Annotated in this window: 18 protein-coding genes; 5 read left to right on the forward strand and 13 right to left on the reverse strand. The window is 43.0% G+C overall.

The window, feature by feature from the left end; all coding sequences use genetic code 11:
* Window positions 1-4 precede the first annotated feature (4 nt).
* The 6 genes from OJ16_RS14375 to OJ16_RS14400 are packed head-to-tail and all read right to left on the reverse strand — an operon-like array spanning window position 5 to window position 4,605.
* A complete protein-coding gene (locus OJ16_RS14375) occupies window positions 5-1,246 on the reverse strand; it encodes an AAA family ATPase (protein ID WP_040991946.1) in 1,242 nt (413 codons plus the stop codon).
* Between the two features lie 13 nt (window positions 1,247-1,259).
* Window positions 1,260-1,763: a hypothetical protein gene (locus OJ16_RS14380; protein WP_040991947.1), complete on the reverse strand. Its 504-nt coding sequence runs from the start codon at window positions 1,761-1,763 to the stop codon at window positions 1,260-1,262.
* Window positions 1,760-3,103, reverse strand: coding sequence for a type II and III secretion system protein family protein (locus OJ16_RS14385; protein WP_040991948.1), 1,344 nt, complete (start codon window positions 3,101-3,103; stop codon window positions 1,760-1,762). Before OJ16_RS14385 ends, OJ16_RS14380 begins: the two co-directional genes overlap by 4 nt.
* Before the next feature lie 17 nt (window positions 3,104-3,120).
* On the reverse strand, window positions 3,121-3,921 hold the full coding sequence (gene cpaB / locus OJ16_RS14390) for a Flp pilus assembly protein CpaB (RefSeq protein ID WP_040991949.1): 801 nt from the start codon (window positions 3,919-3,921) through the stop codon (window positions 3,121-3,123).
* Window positions 3,922-3,930: 9 nt separating this feature from the next.
* Window positions 3,931-4,374, reverse strand: a complete 444-nt coding sequence (locus OJ16_RS14395) for a prepilin peptidase (protein WP_152613854.1) — start codon at window positions 4,372-4,374, stop codon at window positions 3,931-3,933.
* Window positions 4,375-4,389: 15 nt separating this feature from the next.
* Complete coding sequence (locus OJ16_RS14400) at window positions 4,390-4,605, reverse strand: Flp family type IVb pilin (RefSeq protein WP_040991950.1); 216 nt, start codon at window positions 4,603-4,605, stop codon at window positions 4,390-4,392.
* Between the two features lie 1,028 nt (window positions 4,606-5,633).
* On the opposite strand from OJ16_RS14400, the gene OJ16_RS14405 reads away from it, so the two are divergent.
* On the forward strand, window positions 5,634-6,149 hold the full coding sequence (locus OJ16_RS14405; RefSeq protein WP_040991951.1) for a macro domain-containing protein: 516 nt from the start codon (window positions 5,634-5,636) through the stop codon (window positions 6,147-6,149).
* 365 nt (window positions 6,150-6,514) lie between these two features.
* Here the strand turns inward: OJ16_RS14405 and tdh are convergent, their stop codons facing one another.
* Together tdh and OJ16_RS14415 are read right to left on the reverse strand one after the other, a co-directional pair.
* Window positions 6,515-7,546 carry an L-threonine 3-dehydrogenase gene (gene tdh, locus OJ16_RS14410; protein ID WP_040991952.1) on the reverse strand — a complete coding sequence of 344 codons (1,032 nt, stop codon included), beginning with the start codon at window positions 7,544-7,546 and terminating at the stop codon, window positions 6,515-6,517.
* 127 nt (window positions 7,547-7,673) lie between these two features.
* Window positions 7,674-8,867, reverse strand: a complete 1,194-nt coding sequence (locus OJ16_RS14415; protein WP_040991953.1) for a glycine C-acetyltransferase — start codon at window positions 8,865-8,867, stop codon at window positions 7,674-7,676.
* A gap of 442 nt (window positions 8,868-9,309) precedes the next feature.
* Between OJ16_RS14415 and OJ16_RS14420 the strand changes: the two genes are divergently transcribed.
* The 3 genes from OJ16_RS14420 to OJ16_RS14430 all read left to right on the forward strand — a co-directional run bounded on the left by OJ16_RS14420 (window position 9,310) and on the right by OJ16_RS14430 (window position 12,103).
* Window positions 9,310-10,233, forward strand: coding sequence for a LysR family transcriptional regulator (locus OJ16_RS14420; protein ID WP_040991954.1), 924 nt, complete (start codon window positions 9,310-9,312; stop codon window positions 10,231-10,233).
* 276 nt (window positions 10,234-10,509) lie between these two features.
* A complete protein-coding gene (locus OJ16_RS14425; protein ID WP_040991955.1) occupies window positions 10,510-10,992 on the forward strand; it encodes a molybdopterin-dependent oxidoreductase in 483 nt (160 codons plus the stop codon).
* Window positions 10,976-12,103, forward strand: coding sequence for a GGDEF domain-containing protein (locus OJ16_RS14430; RefSeq protein ID WP_040991956.1), 1,128 nt, complete (start codon window positions 10,976-10,978; stop codon window positions 12,101-12,103). The genes OJ16_RS14425 and OJ16_RS14430 overlap by 17 nt, the downstream gene beginning before the upstream one ends.
* Before the next feature lie 7 nt (window positions 12,104-12,110).
* Here the strand turns inward: OJ16_RS14430 and OJ16_RS14435 are convergent, their stop codons facing one another.
* Window positions 12,111-12,548 (reverse strand): low molecular weight protein-tyrosine-phosphatase, encoded by a 438-nt coding sequence (locus OJ16_RS14435; protein WP_040991957.1) that lies wholly within the window; start codon window positions 12,546-12,548, stop codon window positions 12,111-12,113.
* Window positions 12,541-13,947, reverse strand: coding sequence for an O-antigen ligase family protein (locus OJ16_RS14440; protein ID WP_040991958.1), 1,407 nt, complete (start codon window positions 13,945-13,947; stop codon window positions 12,541-12,543). Before OJ16_RS14440 ends, OJ16_RS14435 begins: the two co-directional genes overlap by 8 nt.
* Window positions 13,948-14,139: 192 nt before the next feature.
* Here OJ16_RS14440 and OJ16_RS14445 point away from each other — a divergent pair, with 192 nt between their 5' ends.
* On the forward strand, window positions 14,140-15,108 hold the full coding sequence (locus tag OJ16_RS14445) for a porin (RefSeq protein WP_040991959.1): 969 nt from the start codon (window positions 14,140-14,142) through the stop codon (window positions 15,106-15,108).
* A 151-nt stretch (window positions 15,109-15,259) separates the two neighbouring features.
* Here the strand turns inward: OJ16_RS14445 and OJ16_RS14450 are convergent, their stop codons facing one another.
* The 3 genes from OJ16_RS14450 to OJ16_RS14460 form a co-directional block, all read right to left on the reverse strand.
* Window positions 15,260-15,700: a hypothetical protein gene (locus OJ16_RS14450; RefSeq protein ID WP_040991960.1), complete on the reverse strand. Its 441-nt coding sequence runs from the start codon at window positions 15,698-15,700 to the stop codon at window positions 15,260-15,262.
* A gap of 133 nt (window positions 15,701-15,833) precedes the next feature.
* Window positions 15,834-16,493, reverse strand: a complete 660-nt coding sequence (locus OJ16_RS14455; protein ID WP_236688427.1) for a hypothetical protein — start codon at window positions 16,491-16,493, stop codon at window positions 15,834-15,836.
* Window positions 16,494-16,497: 4 nt separating this feature from the next.
* On the reverse strand, window positions 16,498-17,790 hold the full coding sequence (locus tag OJ16_RS14460; protein WP_236688428.1) for an O-antigen polymerase: 1,293 nt from the start codon (window positions 17,788-17,790) through the stop codon (window positions 16,498-16,500).
* Window positions 17,791-17,798: the final 8 nt, after the last annotated feature.

Consider the following 17,798-nt stretch of genomic DNA (forward strand, 5'->3'; position numbering starts at 1 on the left):
ACCCCTAAGCAGAACGCTTTCGTAATAACCAGTCTGCAATACTAGTTTTTTTCGGAGTCAGGCTTTCACCGAGAATCATGGCGATCAACTGCAAAATAGGACGCGCGACAGGTAAACGAGAGCTAAATAATGAACCGCCGTCTAAGACATGCTTTAACATCGTCAACTCAAATGGGATCTCGACATCAACTTTTCGCTCTAAGAAATCTTCTATTTCACGTCGAGAAATTGGGGCCGCTTTGGCTGGTTGGGTATGATTGAGCACAATAATCTGGCGAGTGTTTGGGCTCTCTTTCTCCAACCTTGTTATGACCATTTTTAATTGGCGTAAGCTGGAAATCATGGGGGTAAAAACCAATACCATGGTATCCACATTATCAACCAAATATTGATAGTCTATATTGGTCTGGGCGCTCTTAGACATATCTTCAACAATGAAGTTATATTGATCTTTTAGCAGATACTCTAACGCACGTGTATATTCCTTAAGCTCATGCACTGGGTGTATATCTGAGCCCACAGACAGCAGTGACAATAAGTCGTCCACTTTACGCGTCATGCTCATTGCATACGTGGTATCCAGATCCGTCCCCACATTAGAAATCGCTGCTGCTTTTTTCTCGAACCCTTCCAGCTTAAGTAAAATATCAAGATTGCCGGCGTAGTAATCATGATCAACCAACAAACATTTTGAGTGGTGTTTTTTTGCCAAACCTAGAACAATTTCTGACGCAATCAGTGATGTCCCAACGCCACCTTTGCATCCCCATACCGCAATATTTTTGGCCTCACGTTTTTTACCCAAACCTTGCTCTCGCGAACGGTTATCACCGACGTTTTTGGTAAATTCGATCAGCTCCTCTTTGGTAACAGGCCAAAATAGATAGTAAAACCCCATTTCTTTTAAGTTTCGAATGGTTGATATCGCATCTTCTTGACCAATCACGATCACCGACGCGCTGTTAGGCAGCAAATGACTGATGCGGCGCATGTCTTCAGCGACATTGTCCGAATGATTCAATTCAACCAAAGCCATCTCAACATTGGATTCACGCACATGAGATTGAATATCGTCATCACTATTGGAAACGAAACTTGGCAAGGGAATGCCTTCAAACCGAAACGCGCCTTCGATTAACTCGCGACAGGCTTTTGTTTGGGTAAACGCCACGCAGGAGAAACGAAGGTGCTCTTTTGTCTTTGCTTTTGTCTCGATTTTATTTAGAGACTCTAGAATGTCTAACATTGACTACCTCCCGTTAATCTTGGGGTTGTTTCGATTGACTGAGTGCATCTTGTGGCTCAGCCATTGCCTGCCATAGATTGCCGTTAACCGCGCATCCGATGGGTGCTTGGTGGTAGTTTGTGATGCGCTTTGGCTGACAAAGTGGTGTGACGGATTTATAAGTTAGCAACTCTACACGTAAATCAAAGGGACCAAGATCATAGGCTTGCTTAAGCGAAACGTTATCTTGTTCAGCACCGTCCGCCATTAAACGATTACGCCAACGTTCAGCGGTTTTCTTTCCTGCTGCATTCGCATATGAAAAAGTCAAACCTTGCGTTAATAGTGATTGCTGATGCTCACGCTTAAATTCTTGCCATTCAAGCTCTGCCGCCGCTTTACTGCTTCTATCAAGCATCAGCGACATCTCATAGCGAACAGGGTGAATATCAACGGAAATACTCGTATTTTCCTGCGCTAATGGGGTGCACCCTAGCGTCAAAAAAATCCACACGATGAATACAGAAGTACGAATCATTTCTTGAACCCTCCGGTGGTGAGAATATCTTGAGCACGCTGCTCAATAACGGGCGTATAAACGTCCGATAGACCAAAAAAGCGCGACAAATTAGAGGTTCGCAGCATCGAAGGGAGCTGTACTTGAGTTGCCTCTACCGGTTTTACGAGATTCACGGTAGCAACAATGACTAACTCCGTTTTATTGCGAGAGGTTTCGGTGTGACGAAACAAAGCGCCCAAGATTGGAATATCACCGATATAAGGAACTTTTCTCAGCAATTCAACGTCCTCAGAACTCAGCAAACCAGCCAAAACGAAACTCTGTCCGTTGCCTAATTCAATCGTTGTTTTAGCCCGGCGGGTCTTGAGGGCGGGTAAGCTAAACAGTTCATTCGCGTATTGTGTATCCAAAGAGCTCACTTCGGGCTGCAGTGAAAGCTTAATTTTATCGTCACGCAGTACTTTGGCGACCATATCAAGACGAATACCAAATTCTTTAAATTCAACATTGGTGCCACCATCGACCACCGTCACGACTGGTATTTCACCCCCGACCAAAAATGAGGCGCTTTCACCTGAAATGACCGAAAGATTGGGCTCAGCAAGTATTTGCCCCACTGAGTCGTCACCCACCGCTGAAATGGTTGCAAGCAGATCGTTGGCACTAAAATCTAAGATTGGATTGACGAAAACACCCGCGGTTTGCCCTGCAGATCCATATTGAACGCCAAAGTTTTCCATAAAATTTTGCGAGACTTCAGCAATAGAGAGTTTGACATTGACTTGCTTGGTCGTGGCCACTTCGATTTGATTAACAATGCCTGCGTACTTACGCTTAGTCATAAAATCAATAATTTCATCTTCGCCTTCGTCTTTCGTCCAAGTATGCGTTGTTTTTTCTACATTCTTTGAGAGCAACTCGCCGACTAAGTCGTTAATACCATCTTTCTCTACCGCGGTCGCAACCGTGCCGGTTAGCACAACTTGGTTACCAATATTGCTCACCGTCACTTGAGAACGAGGAAAGTGCAGTCGCACCTGCTGAATGATTTCGTCAAAACTTTGATTGATGACCAATTTACGATTAACCAATGTTTGTGCGTTTTCATCAAACACCATCAAACTGGTTGTACCCATCTTTTTACCGAAGACGACAATTTTTTTCCTGTCGATGACTTGGTAATCCGCGATTTCTGGATTGGCAACAAACACCGTATCGATGTCTTGTGCGGTAATCACGGGTTTGGCCTCCCCTTCCATCAAATAGAGCGCATTGTTGGCACTTACCGAGACGGCAAATAAACTGGAAGTAAACAGACCCAAGATCAACAAAAATGGGTTTGAAAATACGCGTTGCATTTTAGTAATCCTTACTATTAGTTCACAACAATTTCTGACGCTCTTAACTCTTTAATGGCTTTAAAATCAGGGAGGACATCACCTGAGTTCGCTTGTATTTCATTGGGAAGATAATTACCAATGGATTTATGGACCTCAATTTGAGCAATTTTTTTCGCGATGGTTAACAGTGCCACTTGTTTTCTGTCTAGTTCAACTATCAAGTAGTTTTCCATCTGCTCTGAGTTTCCACTCCTGCTTATAAAGGGAGCGTCTTGCTCAACCTTGAGGACTTTTATGTTGGTGAGAATTGGGGTTAATGATATTTGTTCTTTATTCTGCGGGCTTAATTCCGAATTAATAGCAAAATCACCCGTCAACGCCAAAACGTCGATATTATCACCCGAAGAAATAACACCACCAATAATACTATCAAGCGAGACTTTAACTGGATAAGGCACATTATTTTTAGAAATGATCGTATCTATGTATTCAGGACTGCTTGGTTCAGCAATATACGATAAATTAAATGTATCGCCTTTCAACAGGTCACGCTTGTATACTGAACCGGACTCATAATCAAATAAAGCATCATCATCAAACCCAAGACTGTGCGCTTCAGATTCAGAAATAGTGACAATTTCTAAATCACTTGGATTAACCACTTGGCCTTTTTTTACCTGACTTTTTGCGATGCGATAAATTTTATAAAGCACTGCCGGCTTTTCGACTGTTTTAACTTCCGCTACGACGGCCGTACTTTCATTAGGAGACAGTAATCCAAAGACCCCCACCCCAATCGCCATCATAGCGATGAATATAAATAGCTTGGAACGCATATTTATTCCTTAAAATGATGCGGCGACACACAACAAACCAGAAAAGCAGACTGGAATACCATAAGGAAGCCCGTGGTTTCTAACTCTATCCATATCAGTAAAGTAACCTAACAATAGATAGAAGAGCGCTAGTACGCCTCCCAACAGGCCGATTACCGCAGGAAACAACAACAGGTAATCTTCTGAAATTGCGGGTAAAAATGCGATGCTCAGTTTGGTGTCTCCCCCGCCCCAGAATCGAAAACAGTAAAGCAACACAAACAGCCCCATTAACGCCACTACCTTTAATCCCCAAGTAAATTGATAGGGCACACTACTGATCAAAAGAGCAATGATAAAAATGGCAATACAGTATCGGTTGGGGATAATTCGATTACGAATATCACTAGCTGAAATAACGATAGATAGGATAACTAAACCTAGCCATCCTATTATTAAATAATTAACCCCCACAGAATGTGTTCGGTACTACTTAATCGCGTCTGCGGCAGTGATGTTACCAGATATCAACGCAACAGCATCAGTTAGGGCTTTTTTGATACCAGCATCCGAGGAAAAAACAGCTAATACAATCGCAGAAATCGCGACACCAATAATTGCGTATTCAATCGCAGTGACACCGCGACGATCGTTAATTAACCCTTCAGTGAACAATTTTGTTTTTACATACATTTTAGCAAGCATAATAAACTCCATATATAGCTATAATTTTAATTCCGCCCGCTTATTTTGCGAGCTAGACCTAACAAAATCGATTATATGTTTCGTCAAATAATTGTCAATTAGAGTACTTGCACTTATTTTTCATGATGACATAAGCTTAAAAGTCTTGTTTTTGATATTAAAAAAGAAAAACATAACCACAAAAAAGCGATCGGCGTCACATTAATATATCAACATAATGACAAAACACATTACCAAGATTAGGGGATAGAAAAAATCAACTGTTTTGTTGTTTTCATAACGTGATCTTGGTGCATAAATACAATGATAAAACCACTTATTAGCATCATGTTTATTTTTATCGAAAATTAACTTACTTACCATTACAAGCCCGCTACTACTGGATAGGCAGCTAACTTTCAAACAGGTCAAGCTAAATCCTTATAATGTTCCATAACCCTAAACCGAATATTATTCGATGTGGGGTTTATATATTGCGAACCATTAGTAAGAAGGATCATGCTCGCGACACAACAAACCAATGTTGTGATCCCGTCGGTTGCAACTATGAAAAATGGTCAACATTAAGCAGCGTGAAAGGTCGAATTAAATTCTAACCGACCTTAGTAACATCATAAAATTGACTGTTTTTTGTGCGTAATTTTTTAGATGTAAGCAGGTAATTAATAGAGTATTATTCGCCGTTTTTTAAGACGAAATACGATTTAGCACGCTCTAGAGTGCACTTGAAATTTACCGCTTCGAGAACGAAGTCCGGAAACATCGACGGCATCAAATTAACGAGCCTCAATATCAATGGGCAATACTTAAATATCAACGGCTAACACAACACTTGGCTGAGGAAATTATGGCGAGTCAACAAATCCCGGACACGGATTTAAGTTGATTTTCAGCATCGACTGGCGATAGCCTATCATTGACTTGATGAGACCGTTGCCAAAAAGGGAATCAACTGGTTGCGCCAATAGCCGATACACTGATTCGCCATTTGAAGCCTATTCATTCATAAATACGCTTGGAAAAAATGCATGAACAATATCCATTTGATTAAAGGTGACATCACCAAAGCCAAGGTCGATGCTATCGTTAACGCTGCAAACCCAAAACTACTTGGTGGCGGTGGCGTTGATGGGGCGATACATCGCGCAGCTGGCTCTGAATTGCTTAAAGCTTGTTTTGCGATTGAGCCCGTAAATGGCAACCGTTGCGGATATGGCGATGCCAAAATCACCTGTGCGGGAAATTTAGATTCACGTTTCGTCATTCATGCCGTTGGACCTATCTATGCAAAGTTTGCTGAACCAGAGAAAGTGCTGGCATCAGCCTATTCGCAAGCGTTAGATCTTGCCATAAAAAACCAATGTAGAACCGTTGCTCTACCTGCTATTTCTTGTGGCATTTATGGCTACCCTGCTGAAGAGGCGGCATCGGTCGCGTTGACGGTCTGCTCTCAACATAAGTACCAACAGCTAGAGTTGTACTTCTATCTATTCGATGAAGAGATGCTTCGAGTTTGGCGGAATTGTATTGCTACGCTGCTTTAAGCTTGAGCTTGGGTACTAAGAACACATCACGGTCGACTCCTAAGTGGATCGAACAACCGTCTGTAATGAGGCGTTTAGATGAGTAACCGTTTCGACTGGGGCTATCGCTTGTAGGTGAGTGTTTTTCGCATTACATATACCCGTCCTAATTGAAGTTGTTTGGGTATAACTATTTATCATTTTCTTAAAAATATGTCCCATAAATCTACGGGACATATTTCTATTTGGGTTTGTCTATCTTTGGGGCAAAACAGGGACATTTTCGTGGGCTAAATAGGGTTACATCTTCCCCTTAACGCCTTCATAAGGTGTAATGTTGGGAATATCTCACCTCATCACTTTTCACTTATGCCCCCTAGCTTTTGTTATTCCCAATCAAGGATAACTTTGCCAGACATCCCGCTACACATAACGTCGAAGCCTTCTTGGAAGTCATCAACCTTGTAGTGGTGAGTGATAATTGGAGTCAGATCTAGGCCCGATTGGATTAGCGAAGCCATCTTGTACCAAGTTTCAAACATCTCACGACCGTAAATACCTTTGATCACAAGGCCTTTAAAGATCACTTGTGTCCAATCGATACCCATGTCTGATGGTGGAATACCTAGCAGAGCGATACGGCCACCGTGGTTCATGGTGCTCAACATTGAGTTAAACGCCATTGGGTTACCTGACATTTCAAGACCGACATCGAAGCCTTCTTTCATGCCAAGCTCTTCCATCACCGTTTCTAGGCTTTCATTTGCAACGTTAACTGCACGTGTCACGCCCATCTTACGAGCAAGGTCTAAACGGTATTCGTTTACATCGGTAATCACTACGTGACGTGCACCAACGTGTTTTGCAACTGCCGCTGCCATGATACCAATTGGACCTGCACCGGTGATCAATACATCTTCACCTACAAGGTCAAATGATAGCGCGGTGTGGACAGCGTTACCGAACGGGTCAAAGATCGATGCCAAATCATCTGAGATGTCAGCAGGAATTTTGAACGCATTAAACGCTGGGATCACTAGGAATTCAGAGAAACAGCCAGTGCGGTTTACGCCAACACCGATCGTGTTGCGGCATAGGTGAGTACGGCCACCACGACAGTTACGGCAATGACCACAAGTAATGTGACCTTCACCAGAAACACGGTCACCTAGCTCAAAGCCACGAACTTCTTGGCCAATACCAACCACTTCACCAACATACTCATGGCCGACAACCATAGGAACTGGAATCGTTTTTTGTGACCACTCATCCCATTTATAGATGTGTACGTCAGTACCACAAATAGCGGTTTTCTTGATGCGGATTAAAAGATCATTGTGGCCAAGTTCAGGCTTGTCCACTTCCGTCATCCAAATGCCTTCTTCAGGCTTTAGCTTAGCTAATGCTTTAATTTTCATTCTATTCACCAAATATTGCTCCGCTCTATGCGCAGCAAAAAATTCTTATCTCAATAACAACATAGTCCGTTCTAGTGAGTGACGACACACAATGCCGTCACGATCAAAAGAGAAATTCAGGACTACGTTAGATGATGCCCATGTCTTGGCCAACTTGGATAAAGGTGTCGATCGCTCGATCAAGTTGCTCACGAGAATGCGCCGCAGACATTTGAGTACGAATACGCGCTTGGCCTTTAGGTACCACTGGGAATGAGAAACCGACAACGTAAATGCCTTTCTCTAAAGAGCGCTCTGCAAATTCCGCCGCTACTTTTGCATCACCCAACATGATTGGAATGATCGCGTGATCCGCGCCACCCATAGTAAAGCCCGCAGCTTCCATACGAGTACGGAAATGCGCTGCGTTTTCCCATAAATGCGTACGCAAATCACCACTTTCTTGAAGCAGTTCAAGTACACGCAGTGATGCATTCACAATCGCAGGTGCAACAGAGTTTGAGAACAAGTAAGGACGAGAACGTTGACGAAGCCAATCAATCACTTCTTTCTTGCCTGATGTGTAGCCGCCTGAAGCACCACCCATCGCTTTGCCTAATGTGCCCGTGATGATATCAATACGGTCTACAACATTGTGGTATTCCGGAGTGCCCGCACCGGTTGCGCCCATAAAGCCAACCGCGTGAGAATCATCGACCATAACAAGTGCATCGTACTTATCTGCTAGGTCGCAAATCGCAGGTAGATTAGCCACGACGCCGTCCATAGAGAATACGCCATCGGTTACGATCAACGTATGACGAGCGCCCGCTTCTTTCGCTGCAATTAGTTGCTGCTCCAACTCTTGCATGTTGTTATTTGAATAACGGAAACGCATTGCTTTACATAGACGTACACCGTCGATGATTGAAGCGTGGTTTAATGCGTCAGAAATGATCGCATCTTCTGCGCCAAGAATGGTTTCAAATAGACCGGTGTTAGCATCAAAACAAGAGGTGTAAAGAATGGTGTCTTCTTTGCCAAGGAAATGAGAAAGCTTTTGCTCTAGTTCTTTGTGGATGTCTTGTGTACCACAAATAAAGCGAACAGAGGCCATGCCAAAGCCATTCTTGTCCATACCGGCTTTACCCGCTTCGATAAGCGCTGGGTGGTTAGCAAGACCAAGGTAGTTGTTCGCACAAAAGTTTAAGACTTCTTGACCGGTTGAGATTTGAACTTGCGCTTGCTGCTGAGAAGTAATAACACGCTCAGACTTGTACAGGCCTTCGGTCTTTACTTCTTCAATTTGTTGTTGGATTTGTTGGTAAAATGCAGAGGACATCGTCGTTCCTTCCTATCTTTATCATTATCTTTATCTTTATTGATGACGCCGATTCAGCCATTCATTTATAAAAGGCTCAATACTCTGGCGCTAGGTTGCTTAAGGCTTAAACGCTAAGTCAACCTACATCTGTTAAGTGTAATCTAGGACAAGAAATTGCATTATCCCACTAGGTGGAAAAACATTATTGAATCTGAGGCACAAATAGATTTTACTGGGCGCGGTGTGTACCAAGTTGGATACCGGCAAGCACCATAATTGCAGCAATAAAAAGCAGGATATTTTCAAGTGTCGACCAAAGGTCGAGCATCATATAAGCGTAAGGCATCTTGGTCTCCTCGTAAGTAGTCAATGGCGATACCTTAGTACTTGATTTCATTGCAAACCGAGAGGCAACTCGCAAAAAAGCTTTATTTATAAATATATTACTATGTGACTAAATATGATTAATAATCGCCTTATCGCCCTACTCCCAGACCTCGCTTCCTTCATTCTTATTGTTAATGAAGGTAGCTTCACCGCTGCCGCAAAGTTGTTGGATGTGACCCCTTCTGCATTGAGTAAATTGATCACTCGGCTAGAAAAAGCCCTTTCTGTGAAACTCTTTGAACGAACCACTCGCTCACTTATCATTACGCCTGCAGGCCAAAAAGTGTATGACCAAGCCTTGCTCATGGTGAATGCCGCCCAGCAAGCGATTGAGCTATCCACCAGCGATCACACAGAAGCGAGTGGCTCGATTACCGTCGCGGCACCTGAGGCGTTTCTTAACTCGGTTCTACAACCGCTCGTACTCCCATTTTTAGCTCAATACCCAGAGATAGAATTGCGCCTGCGCGTCGCAGACGGTCAATTTGATTTATTGCGAGATCGCATTGATATCGCGTTCAAGTTAACCGATAAACCTGACGAAAACTTGGTTTTGAAGGAAATCGCTCAAACACATTTGCGGTTGTGCGCGAGCCCGAATTACATCCAACAACAGGGCATGCCAAATCATCCTACCGATTTAGTCAATCACCAGTGCCTATATCTTGCTGAGACTGAACGCGATCATATTTGGGATTTCTTTAAAGATGATGAATTCCATTCCGTTTCGGTTCATGGTCGGTATGCAGTAAACCACTCTCAAATGCGTTTAAGTGGTGTGAAAAATGGACTAGGCATCGGCATTTTCCACGATTTTGTTATCGCTGACGCATTAAAAAGCGGGGATGTGGTGGAAGTGTTGAGTGGCTGGACATTAAAAAGTAACTATCATGGCGCGATTGCCATGCAATATTCTCAGACCAAATATATGCCGGCACGGGTACGTGCATTTATTGATTTTGCGATTGAACATTTGCAGAAAAAACTCGCCCACTAAAATCAATATATTGATTTTGAAAGATTAATGTAAAAGTAAGCGACGTTCAGAATGATGACTTCTATACGATGACAATCATCGTTCTTAACGCGCTAGCTGGACATTCTGACCGTCATAACATCGCTAAAAACCCGCAAAGTATGAGCCAAATTACCAACACGCCACAGACAGTTACAATGAAATTGTTATCGTTGTTAATAATTAATTTCATTTACACGCATGTGCACATATAATTGCTAACAACAAAATAATTACTCATATTTCCAAGGAAAGGCTATGCGTTATTGGATTGCCTTGATCATCTCTTTTTGGTGCACGAGCGTTTTTTCTGCATCACTAACGATCAAACTCCCCGACAATTCCACCATAACGGTTGATCGCGAAGACTTACTGAAAGAATTCGATACTCAAGCATTCAGCACTCATTTACCCTGGTTTGCGAACTCATACCGCTTTGCCGGCATCCCTGTGACTGAGCTCATAAAACGCTATGGAAACAATGATACTTACGCCATTACATTTGCCGCTCTCAATGACTATCAAGCCACCATCTCCGTTAACGATATAAAAAAATATAGCCCTATTATGGCCTTAACCATGAATGGCAAAGAGATGAGAGTGCGTCATAAGGGGCCATACTGGATGATATTTAATCTCGACCAATTCCCTGAAATCGATAATGCCGATTACCACGCCAAGATGGTGTGGCAAATTGATGAATTGATCATCCACAGCCGCACACATGAACACCAGAATTAAACCCGGTTCGTTTTTTGCGTTACTTACACACTCAAAAACCATGCTGCTCGCCATTGCGTTGCTACTCATCATGGCGAACCTTTACGTGTTTAATGAGACACGGCAGTTAGCACGTTCATACTCAGAACAACAAAATCAAGCAACATGGAATTTGTTCCAGTTGAATAAGGAGTTCTCATCGCTCATCGCCATCACCCCTTTTGCGTTAGAAAACTCGTTTTATAGCAATCGAGTGGCGCTCGGTTATGAGTTAACGTGGAGTCGTTTTGACCATTTATTGAATGCTAGAGAGTCCGACAGTTTTATGAAATTGGCGGGATCCAGAGAGTTTTTTACCGACCTGTTTCAGCGTTACAATCAATTGGAACCGGACCTTTGGACGTTGTCCAACAAAGAGCAAGCAGTCAACTTAGCCAACCAACTCGATGGGTTATACCAAGAGATGTTGCTCTATGTAACGCATAACTTTCGAGTGAAAAGTCCGATCTATCAGCAACAAATGGAACAAGCGAAGCTGCTCACTCACACGCAAATTATCCTAACGTCACTGTTGCTTATCTGCGCGCTGATTGTGGGGTATGTTCTGCATCTCGAATCCGAATATAACAAGTACCTTGCCTTGACCGACTCGCTCACCAAAATCCCGAATCGATTAGCGATGACTGAAGATGCCAACAAGCGCATTGATAATGAAACCGCCTTCACGATTTGTCTGATTGATCTTAATAACTTCAAACACATTAATGACCAATATGGGCATCAAGCGGGAGACATTACACTGCAAACCATCGCCAAACGTTTTGAACAGACTCAATCAGCACTCAATTGCAACGTTTACCGCATTGGGGGCGACGAATTTGCGATTCTTTTGCACCACTCACCTCAGAGGGATATGGAAGAAGCATTAAACACCTTGCTACAGTGCTTTGATGAACAAATCATGTTAGCCACATCATTAAGTGTGCCATTAACTGCCAGCTTTGGTCTTGCTCGCTTCCCGATACAAGGCACAACACTCAATGAGCTTTTAAAGACGGCAGACGCCAATATGTACCGGATGAAGTTTTCGACACGTGACCCCTCGCGTCAAGGCAACACACAATCCAAATAGCGCCACCCTACAATTTTTTCTGCCAAGACTGGCAGGCTGATTGAATTTGTGTCGCCGCTGTTTGATAGTGTTGTGATGATTTCATAAATGGGTCGTTGATCCTCCCTTCGCCCCATTGACCGAGTAAGAAAGTTTTGCCTCTCGCTTCGATGGATATATCACTGACAAAACGTATCTGATCAGGCTCCATAACCAGGATGATATCACTCCAGATACAATCTTCGACCGTTAACTGGTGCGCGCGATGCAGGCTAAGATCTTCTCCCAACTCACGGGCAATACGGATCATAGAATGATCCGCTCTCGATCCTACCAAATCGCTTTTATCAGTCAAAATCCCAGCAGAACGCACTTCAGTATTTGGTAGCATGCCTTTTAGTAACATTTCAGCCAATGGCGACCGACAAATATTACCGGTGCACACAATTAACATACGCTTAAACATGGGCTACCTTCCTATTTTGAATCGGTGTGATAATGGTATGGCTGGCACCGATAACGACCAAGATCGTCAAAAATGTCACCGTGTTCGCTGGTGCTTGTAAATTAAAATCAACGGAAATATGCAACAGCATTGCGACCATCGCGATTAAGCTGCCCAAAGCGGCCCCTTTACATGTTCGACTCTGCCGGTGGCGAATGACAGAGATGGTGAGCATCATTGCCCAGAGCAAGCTAAAGCCCAGCAAAAGTGTCGCGGGCAACCCGACTTCTGCGGTAAATTGCACGTATTCATTGTGCGCATGGTCATAAAAACCTATCGCATGCTGAGTGTAACCGGGGAAAATCATGTAAAAGCTGCCTAACCCGCTACCAGTAAAGAGAAAATCTTTAATCATAGGTAGGCTCCATTCCACGACTAAATGCCGAGTGTCGGAAGTTAGGTGCGTCTGCGCCAATCGTTCTTGAACTTTTTCTACGCCGAAAAATGAACCCAATAAAATGATATCAACCACAAACAGGCTCGCGAGCAACCAAGTTAGTCGCGGCGGTCGATGCTTGTAGAACACCAATGCGATAATACCCACCACAAAGGTAGAAATAAAGAGAGCACTATTGCCCATTCTTGACCGCGTCATTACTAGAGCGATCACCATAATAATCAACGATAATCTGACGAGCATCTTTTTAGAGACGAGTAACTGCAGCGTTTGATTTATCCAGGCTTGCCACGAAACTGGACGAGCAGCAGAGGTGCTCAAATCAATCACAATCAGGCCAATGCCCATACTAAGACAAAGCAATAAGTAATTTGCTAAGTGGTTTTTATAGACAAATGATCCTGTGGCGACATCCGTTTCAGGTAAATGAAAGATCCACGATGATTCGATTCCCCATAATACGTTGAATGATGCATAGAGTGCCTGCAGCGTTCCGCTGATCACAATAATCAGCATCACCATCTTTAAGCGCTTCTTTGTATGAATCAATAAGGCAGCACAAACGATAAAAAACAGATAAGCAACCCCTTTAATTAAGGCGATATAAGTGGCTGCGGGATCAAGTGATATATAGCCCCAAGCCGCCCCCACCCGCTCATAAGCGGATGCTGCAACGGGAGAAATCCCAGCAAGTACATATGTCGGTAGAGGGACAATTTGGCAAAACACCCAAAACTGAAATAGCGCAAACGGAATAAGAAGCCAATAAAAGGTTTTCAATCGTTGAAAATACTCCCTCTTACGTAAGACTAAAAACACAAAGCCCAACGCAAAGGCGGTTAGTGCAATCCATATTTCACCAATAGTCCATGCCCATACTCGGTTAGAACCGAGCGGTATGGGTAGCCAAATAAGCAATCCCAATAGACTGACAAAACAACAACGTTCAAGTCTCAATATCATTTAAGCATCCTGCTCTTTACGCTTTAATCTAGCCCAACAAGAGTCTCAGATTTCTGTCACTTTAAGTCAAAATATTCGCAAAATAATTCCGGTTACTCTCAAATATGGGACACACTTAACTGACTATTTATATTATATTTTCTCTTTGGTTTATGGTTGGAAACACCAACCGGTTTGATTAATGGAAGAATCATGAAAAAACGTGTAGTTTCGCTATCTAGTCTGCTGTTAGCCAGCGCTCCCGCCCTCAGCTATGAGGCGATAGACAATGATATCGCCTACTTACATTTCTATGGGACCATTAAGGCCAGTGCGCAGTTTCTTGAAGAGCAGGATAATGAATATACGTTTGGTGACTCAAAAGTGGGGTTACTGGGTCGTTACGCTGTCACTGATGTATTTTCTATTGCCGCAGGCACAGAAGCACAAATAAACCTTGATGCCGATGAAGATAAAAATGAGGACGACCTCTATGTTTCTCAATATTTTCTCGGCTTATATACCGAAGCATTCGGCTGGTTGACTTTCGGCAAGCACAGCACATCATCGGATGATCTTAACGGCGTTGATTATTCTGAAATTTTTGGTGGCCAATCCAACCTAAATTCAGTGGGTGTAAAAGGCGATACGCTTAAATACGTCTATGCCAACGAGTTATTTACCCTTAATGCCACCTACGGCTTTGAAGCGGGAGACCAAAATCGCACCTTAAGCGAACTCTTTGGCCAATATAACTTAGCGGATCTGACGCTCATTGCCGGTATCGGTACGACAAGCACCAACACCGCGACCAATCAAACCGATTCGACTTACTTTCAAACCTCAGCAAAAATGGAAATGGGTGATACCAATTTCGGCTTAACCTACTATCTACAAAACTTAGATAATGACTTACAGCCTTCACTATCAGTCGACAAACATGCGTTTGCACTCGCCGGACAAATCGCCTTTACCGAGGGAGTGACCGCCTATGCCGGTCATGAGCTGATTTTTCAAGATTCAAAAACCAAAGACCTTGATGGTACTCGCCAGAATAGCTACGTAGGCCTTTCCCTTATTCCGATTGAATACACAAAACTCTTTGCTGAGTTGAATTTTAATTCACCTATTAGCACCAAAGATGAACTGAACTTGGCCGTTGGTGGTGTGCTTTCTTGGTAGTCATCCCTTCTCATTCCTTTCTTGTCGCTTAATGGGCTACTGGCTACTGGCTACTGGCTACTGGGCAATTTTAATACGCATGATCAAAAAATGGCTGTCATTGACAGCCATTTTTCTTACGCTTTGTTCGCAAATTTCTAGTCCCCTGTTTCTAGTTTCCTGAAATAGGGTCTTTCTTAGTTGGCGGATTAGGCACTGGGGTCGCAACTTCCGCTTCAATACCCGCAGCCGTCGCGCTCGCAATCACCGTAGGGTCAATACCCGCTTCGATTGCAGCAATCGTAATGGCTTGATTAGAAACACCGAGTTCACGGGCGGCATTGGTAATGGCGTTAACATGCTGCGGATGTTGAGTTAATAGTAATGATAAAACCGCCGGTAAATCATCGTTTCGCTTTTGCGCAACCGCACTTAAAAATGGCGTGATGTTATCGATAAAAGAATGCTGGTTAAATTGTTCTACTAACGCTGCTGGCGCCACTGACTTATCTTGAAACAGACTATCAAGTTGATCGGCGGTCATCACCTCAGCTTGTACAAACGAAGCAAGAGACCACCCAGTGACGATGCACCCCCATTTTAGCATTTTCATAAATATCCTTTTTATTACATCCAAAGCAAAAGCGGTCAGCGTTTAATATTGCGCTCCGCAGCCTTTATGTTTTTTTTCTTAGCACTGGTCTGAATCGGTCTAGCTCATACCCAGAATAAGCTGAGACTCGGGTTTAACCGCGACAATAATAAGGTGTTATATTGTTAAAACCCAATATTGCACAAGCTCGCTCACCTATAATAGGTTTGACCAAAATTGAATCATATTGCCATAATTTCATTTTATACTTTTCATGATCCAACAAATAAGAAAGAACCACATTTTTCTTTTCCGATGACAATTCTGGCCAATATGCAAGATAGTAAGTCAGTGATTCTTTCACGGTTAAAGGTTCATAAGGCCCTAAGTGTTGCGCCAATTCAAATTCAGCCATCACATCGTCAAACCCTTCCCCATTACGCCACAACTGATTCGCTTTGTTGATCATAATGGCCGAATCAAGTGGTCGGAAATGTAGTTGCAATTGCAATTGTTCAATCGAACGTTTTGCAAAGTCCCTTTTTGTTGCTTCATCTGAAGATTGAAAAGCAATCCATGAGTAATACAGCCCAATACTGCCATGATCGATAAAAGGACCAAAAGAATCGGGTTCTAACGTATCATCAAGCAACGTACCATCAAGCAAGGCCTTATCGGACGAAGTCTCAACACTCTCGACACTTAAACTGGCCATTTGATTACGAATCACCTGGCTATGCCAATCGTCCCGCCCCTTATTAACCGCACTCATTAAAAGTAATATTGATCCTATCAACCATACCGCGGCGATCATCCGACTACCCATAAGTCAGTACCGATTTAGACTCCTCACCCGCTCCCATCTCCGCCGTGGTCTTGGTGTTGGCACTAGCCCGTCTTTTTTTCACAATACTGTAGCGAACATACACAAAACCGAGCGCAAATGGCGCGATATAGCGTACTTCGATAGACATAAAAAATGCCGTTGCCAAGACTAAGAAAAGCAATATAGCGAAGTCATATTGCATTCGATTCTGCACAAAAAAGACAAATAAGCGGCCAATATACTTAACGTATATATAGACAAAAAATACCCCGCCAAAGATGACCCAGTCGAAAAAGAAAGATTTCGTCGATACACTTTTTGTTTCACCCACGACTAAATACTGAGAAAACTCAGAGAAATTGAGTAATCTTGGCGCTAATCCATCGACGAAATTAAGTGCAATCAGCCCGTATTCGTACATTGAGGGCAGATAACCAAAGAAGCCTCCGCCTAAAGGATTGTGGATCAGTGACATAATAGCCGTCATGACCGCCGTGCCTCGCGTCGCGACACTGGTATAGCGCTCAATATCATTAATAATTGAGTCGCCTAAAAATGTGACTACAAAAACTGAAATCGCAAACAATAAAATGATTGATGCCAGCATTTTGTGGAAAGGATTAATACGGCTAAAAACCACAAAGGTGATAAATATCGTCAATAGGAAACAAATCAACGTCCCTTTTGATGTAATTAAGATAATCGCCGCCGCAACGATTGGCGTGATGACAAACAAGTTGATTCGATAGATCGCTGCAACCATGAGCAACACGAGGGCGAACTGAAAACCGAACGTACTGGCTTCTAACGTAAAACCGCGCATTCGATGCGGTGATAACGCATAGTTATAATGAAAAAATGATGAACCATTAATAAATCCGCGCGCGGCAAGATTGAGCATAAAGGCAAAAATCACCACTCCCGCAATGGCCAATACTCCCTGATAGAGCAATTTTTCATCCTGACGAACAACTGTCAGGAATACCACGACACTAGGAATGATCAGAATGAGAAATCTCAACCCTCGATCAAATAAGAACATCTTGTTGTAATCTGAATAAAAAACAACCAATAAAATAAATGAGTATACAAAGAAGCCAAATAATAATTTTATGGTGTTAAATTCTGTTTTTGAAAGTGTTCTATAAGACAGCGCAACTTGCAATGAGAGTAACGGGATCAATATGATGCCGAGTGGTGCCGTAAACACTCCGCCAATGGCTGCCAATGCCGTATTTTCAAATGGCACCAAAATGCAAAACAATAAAAACACCACTTTTTGCACCGTATACT

The organism is Vibrio renipiscarius, from assembly GCF_000827885.1.
Taxonomy (GTDB): Bacteria; Pseudomonadota; Gammaproteobacteria; order Enterobacterales; family Vibrionaceae; genus Vibrio; species Vibrio renipiscarius.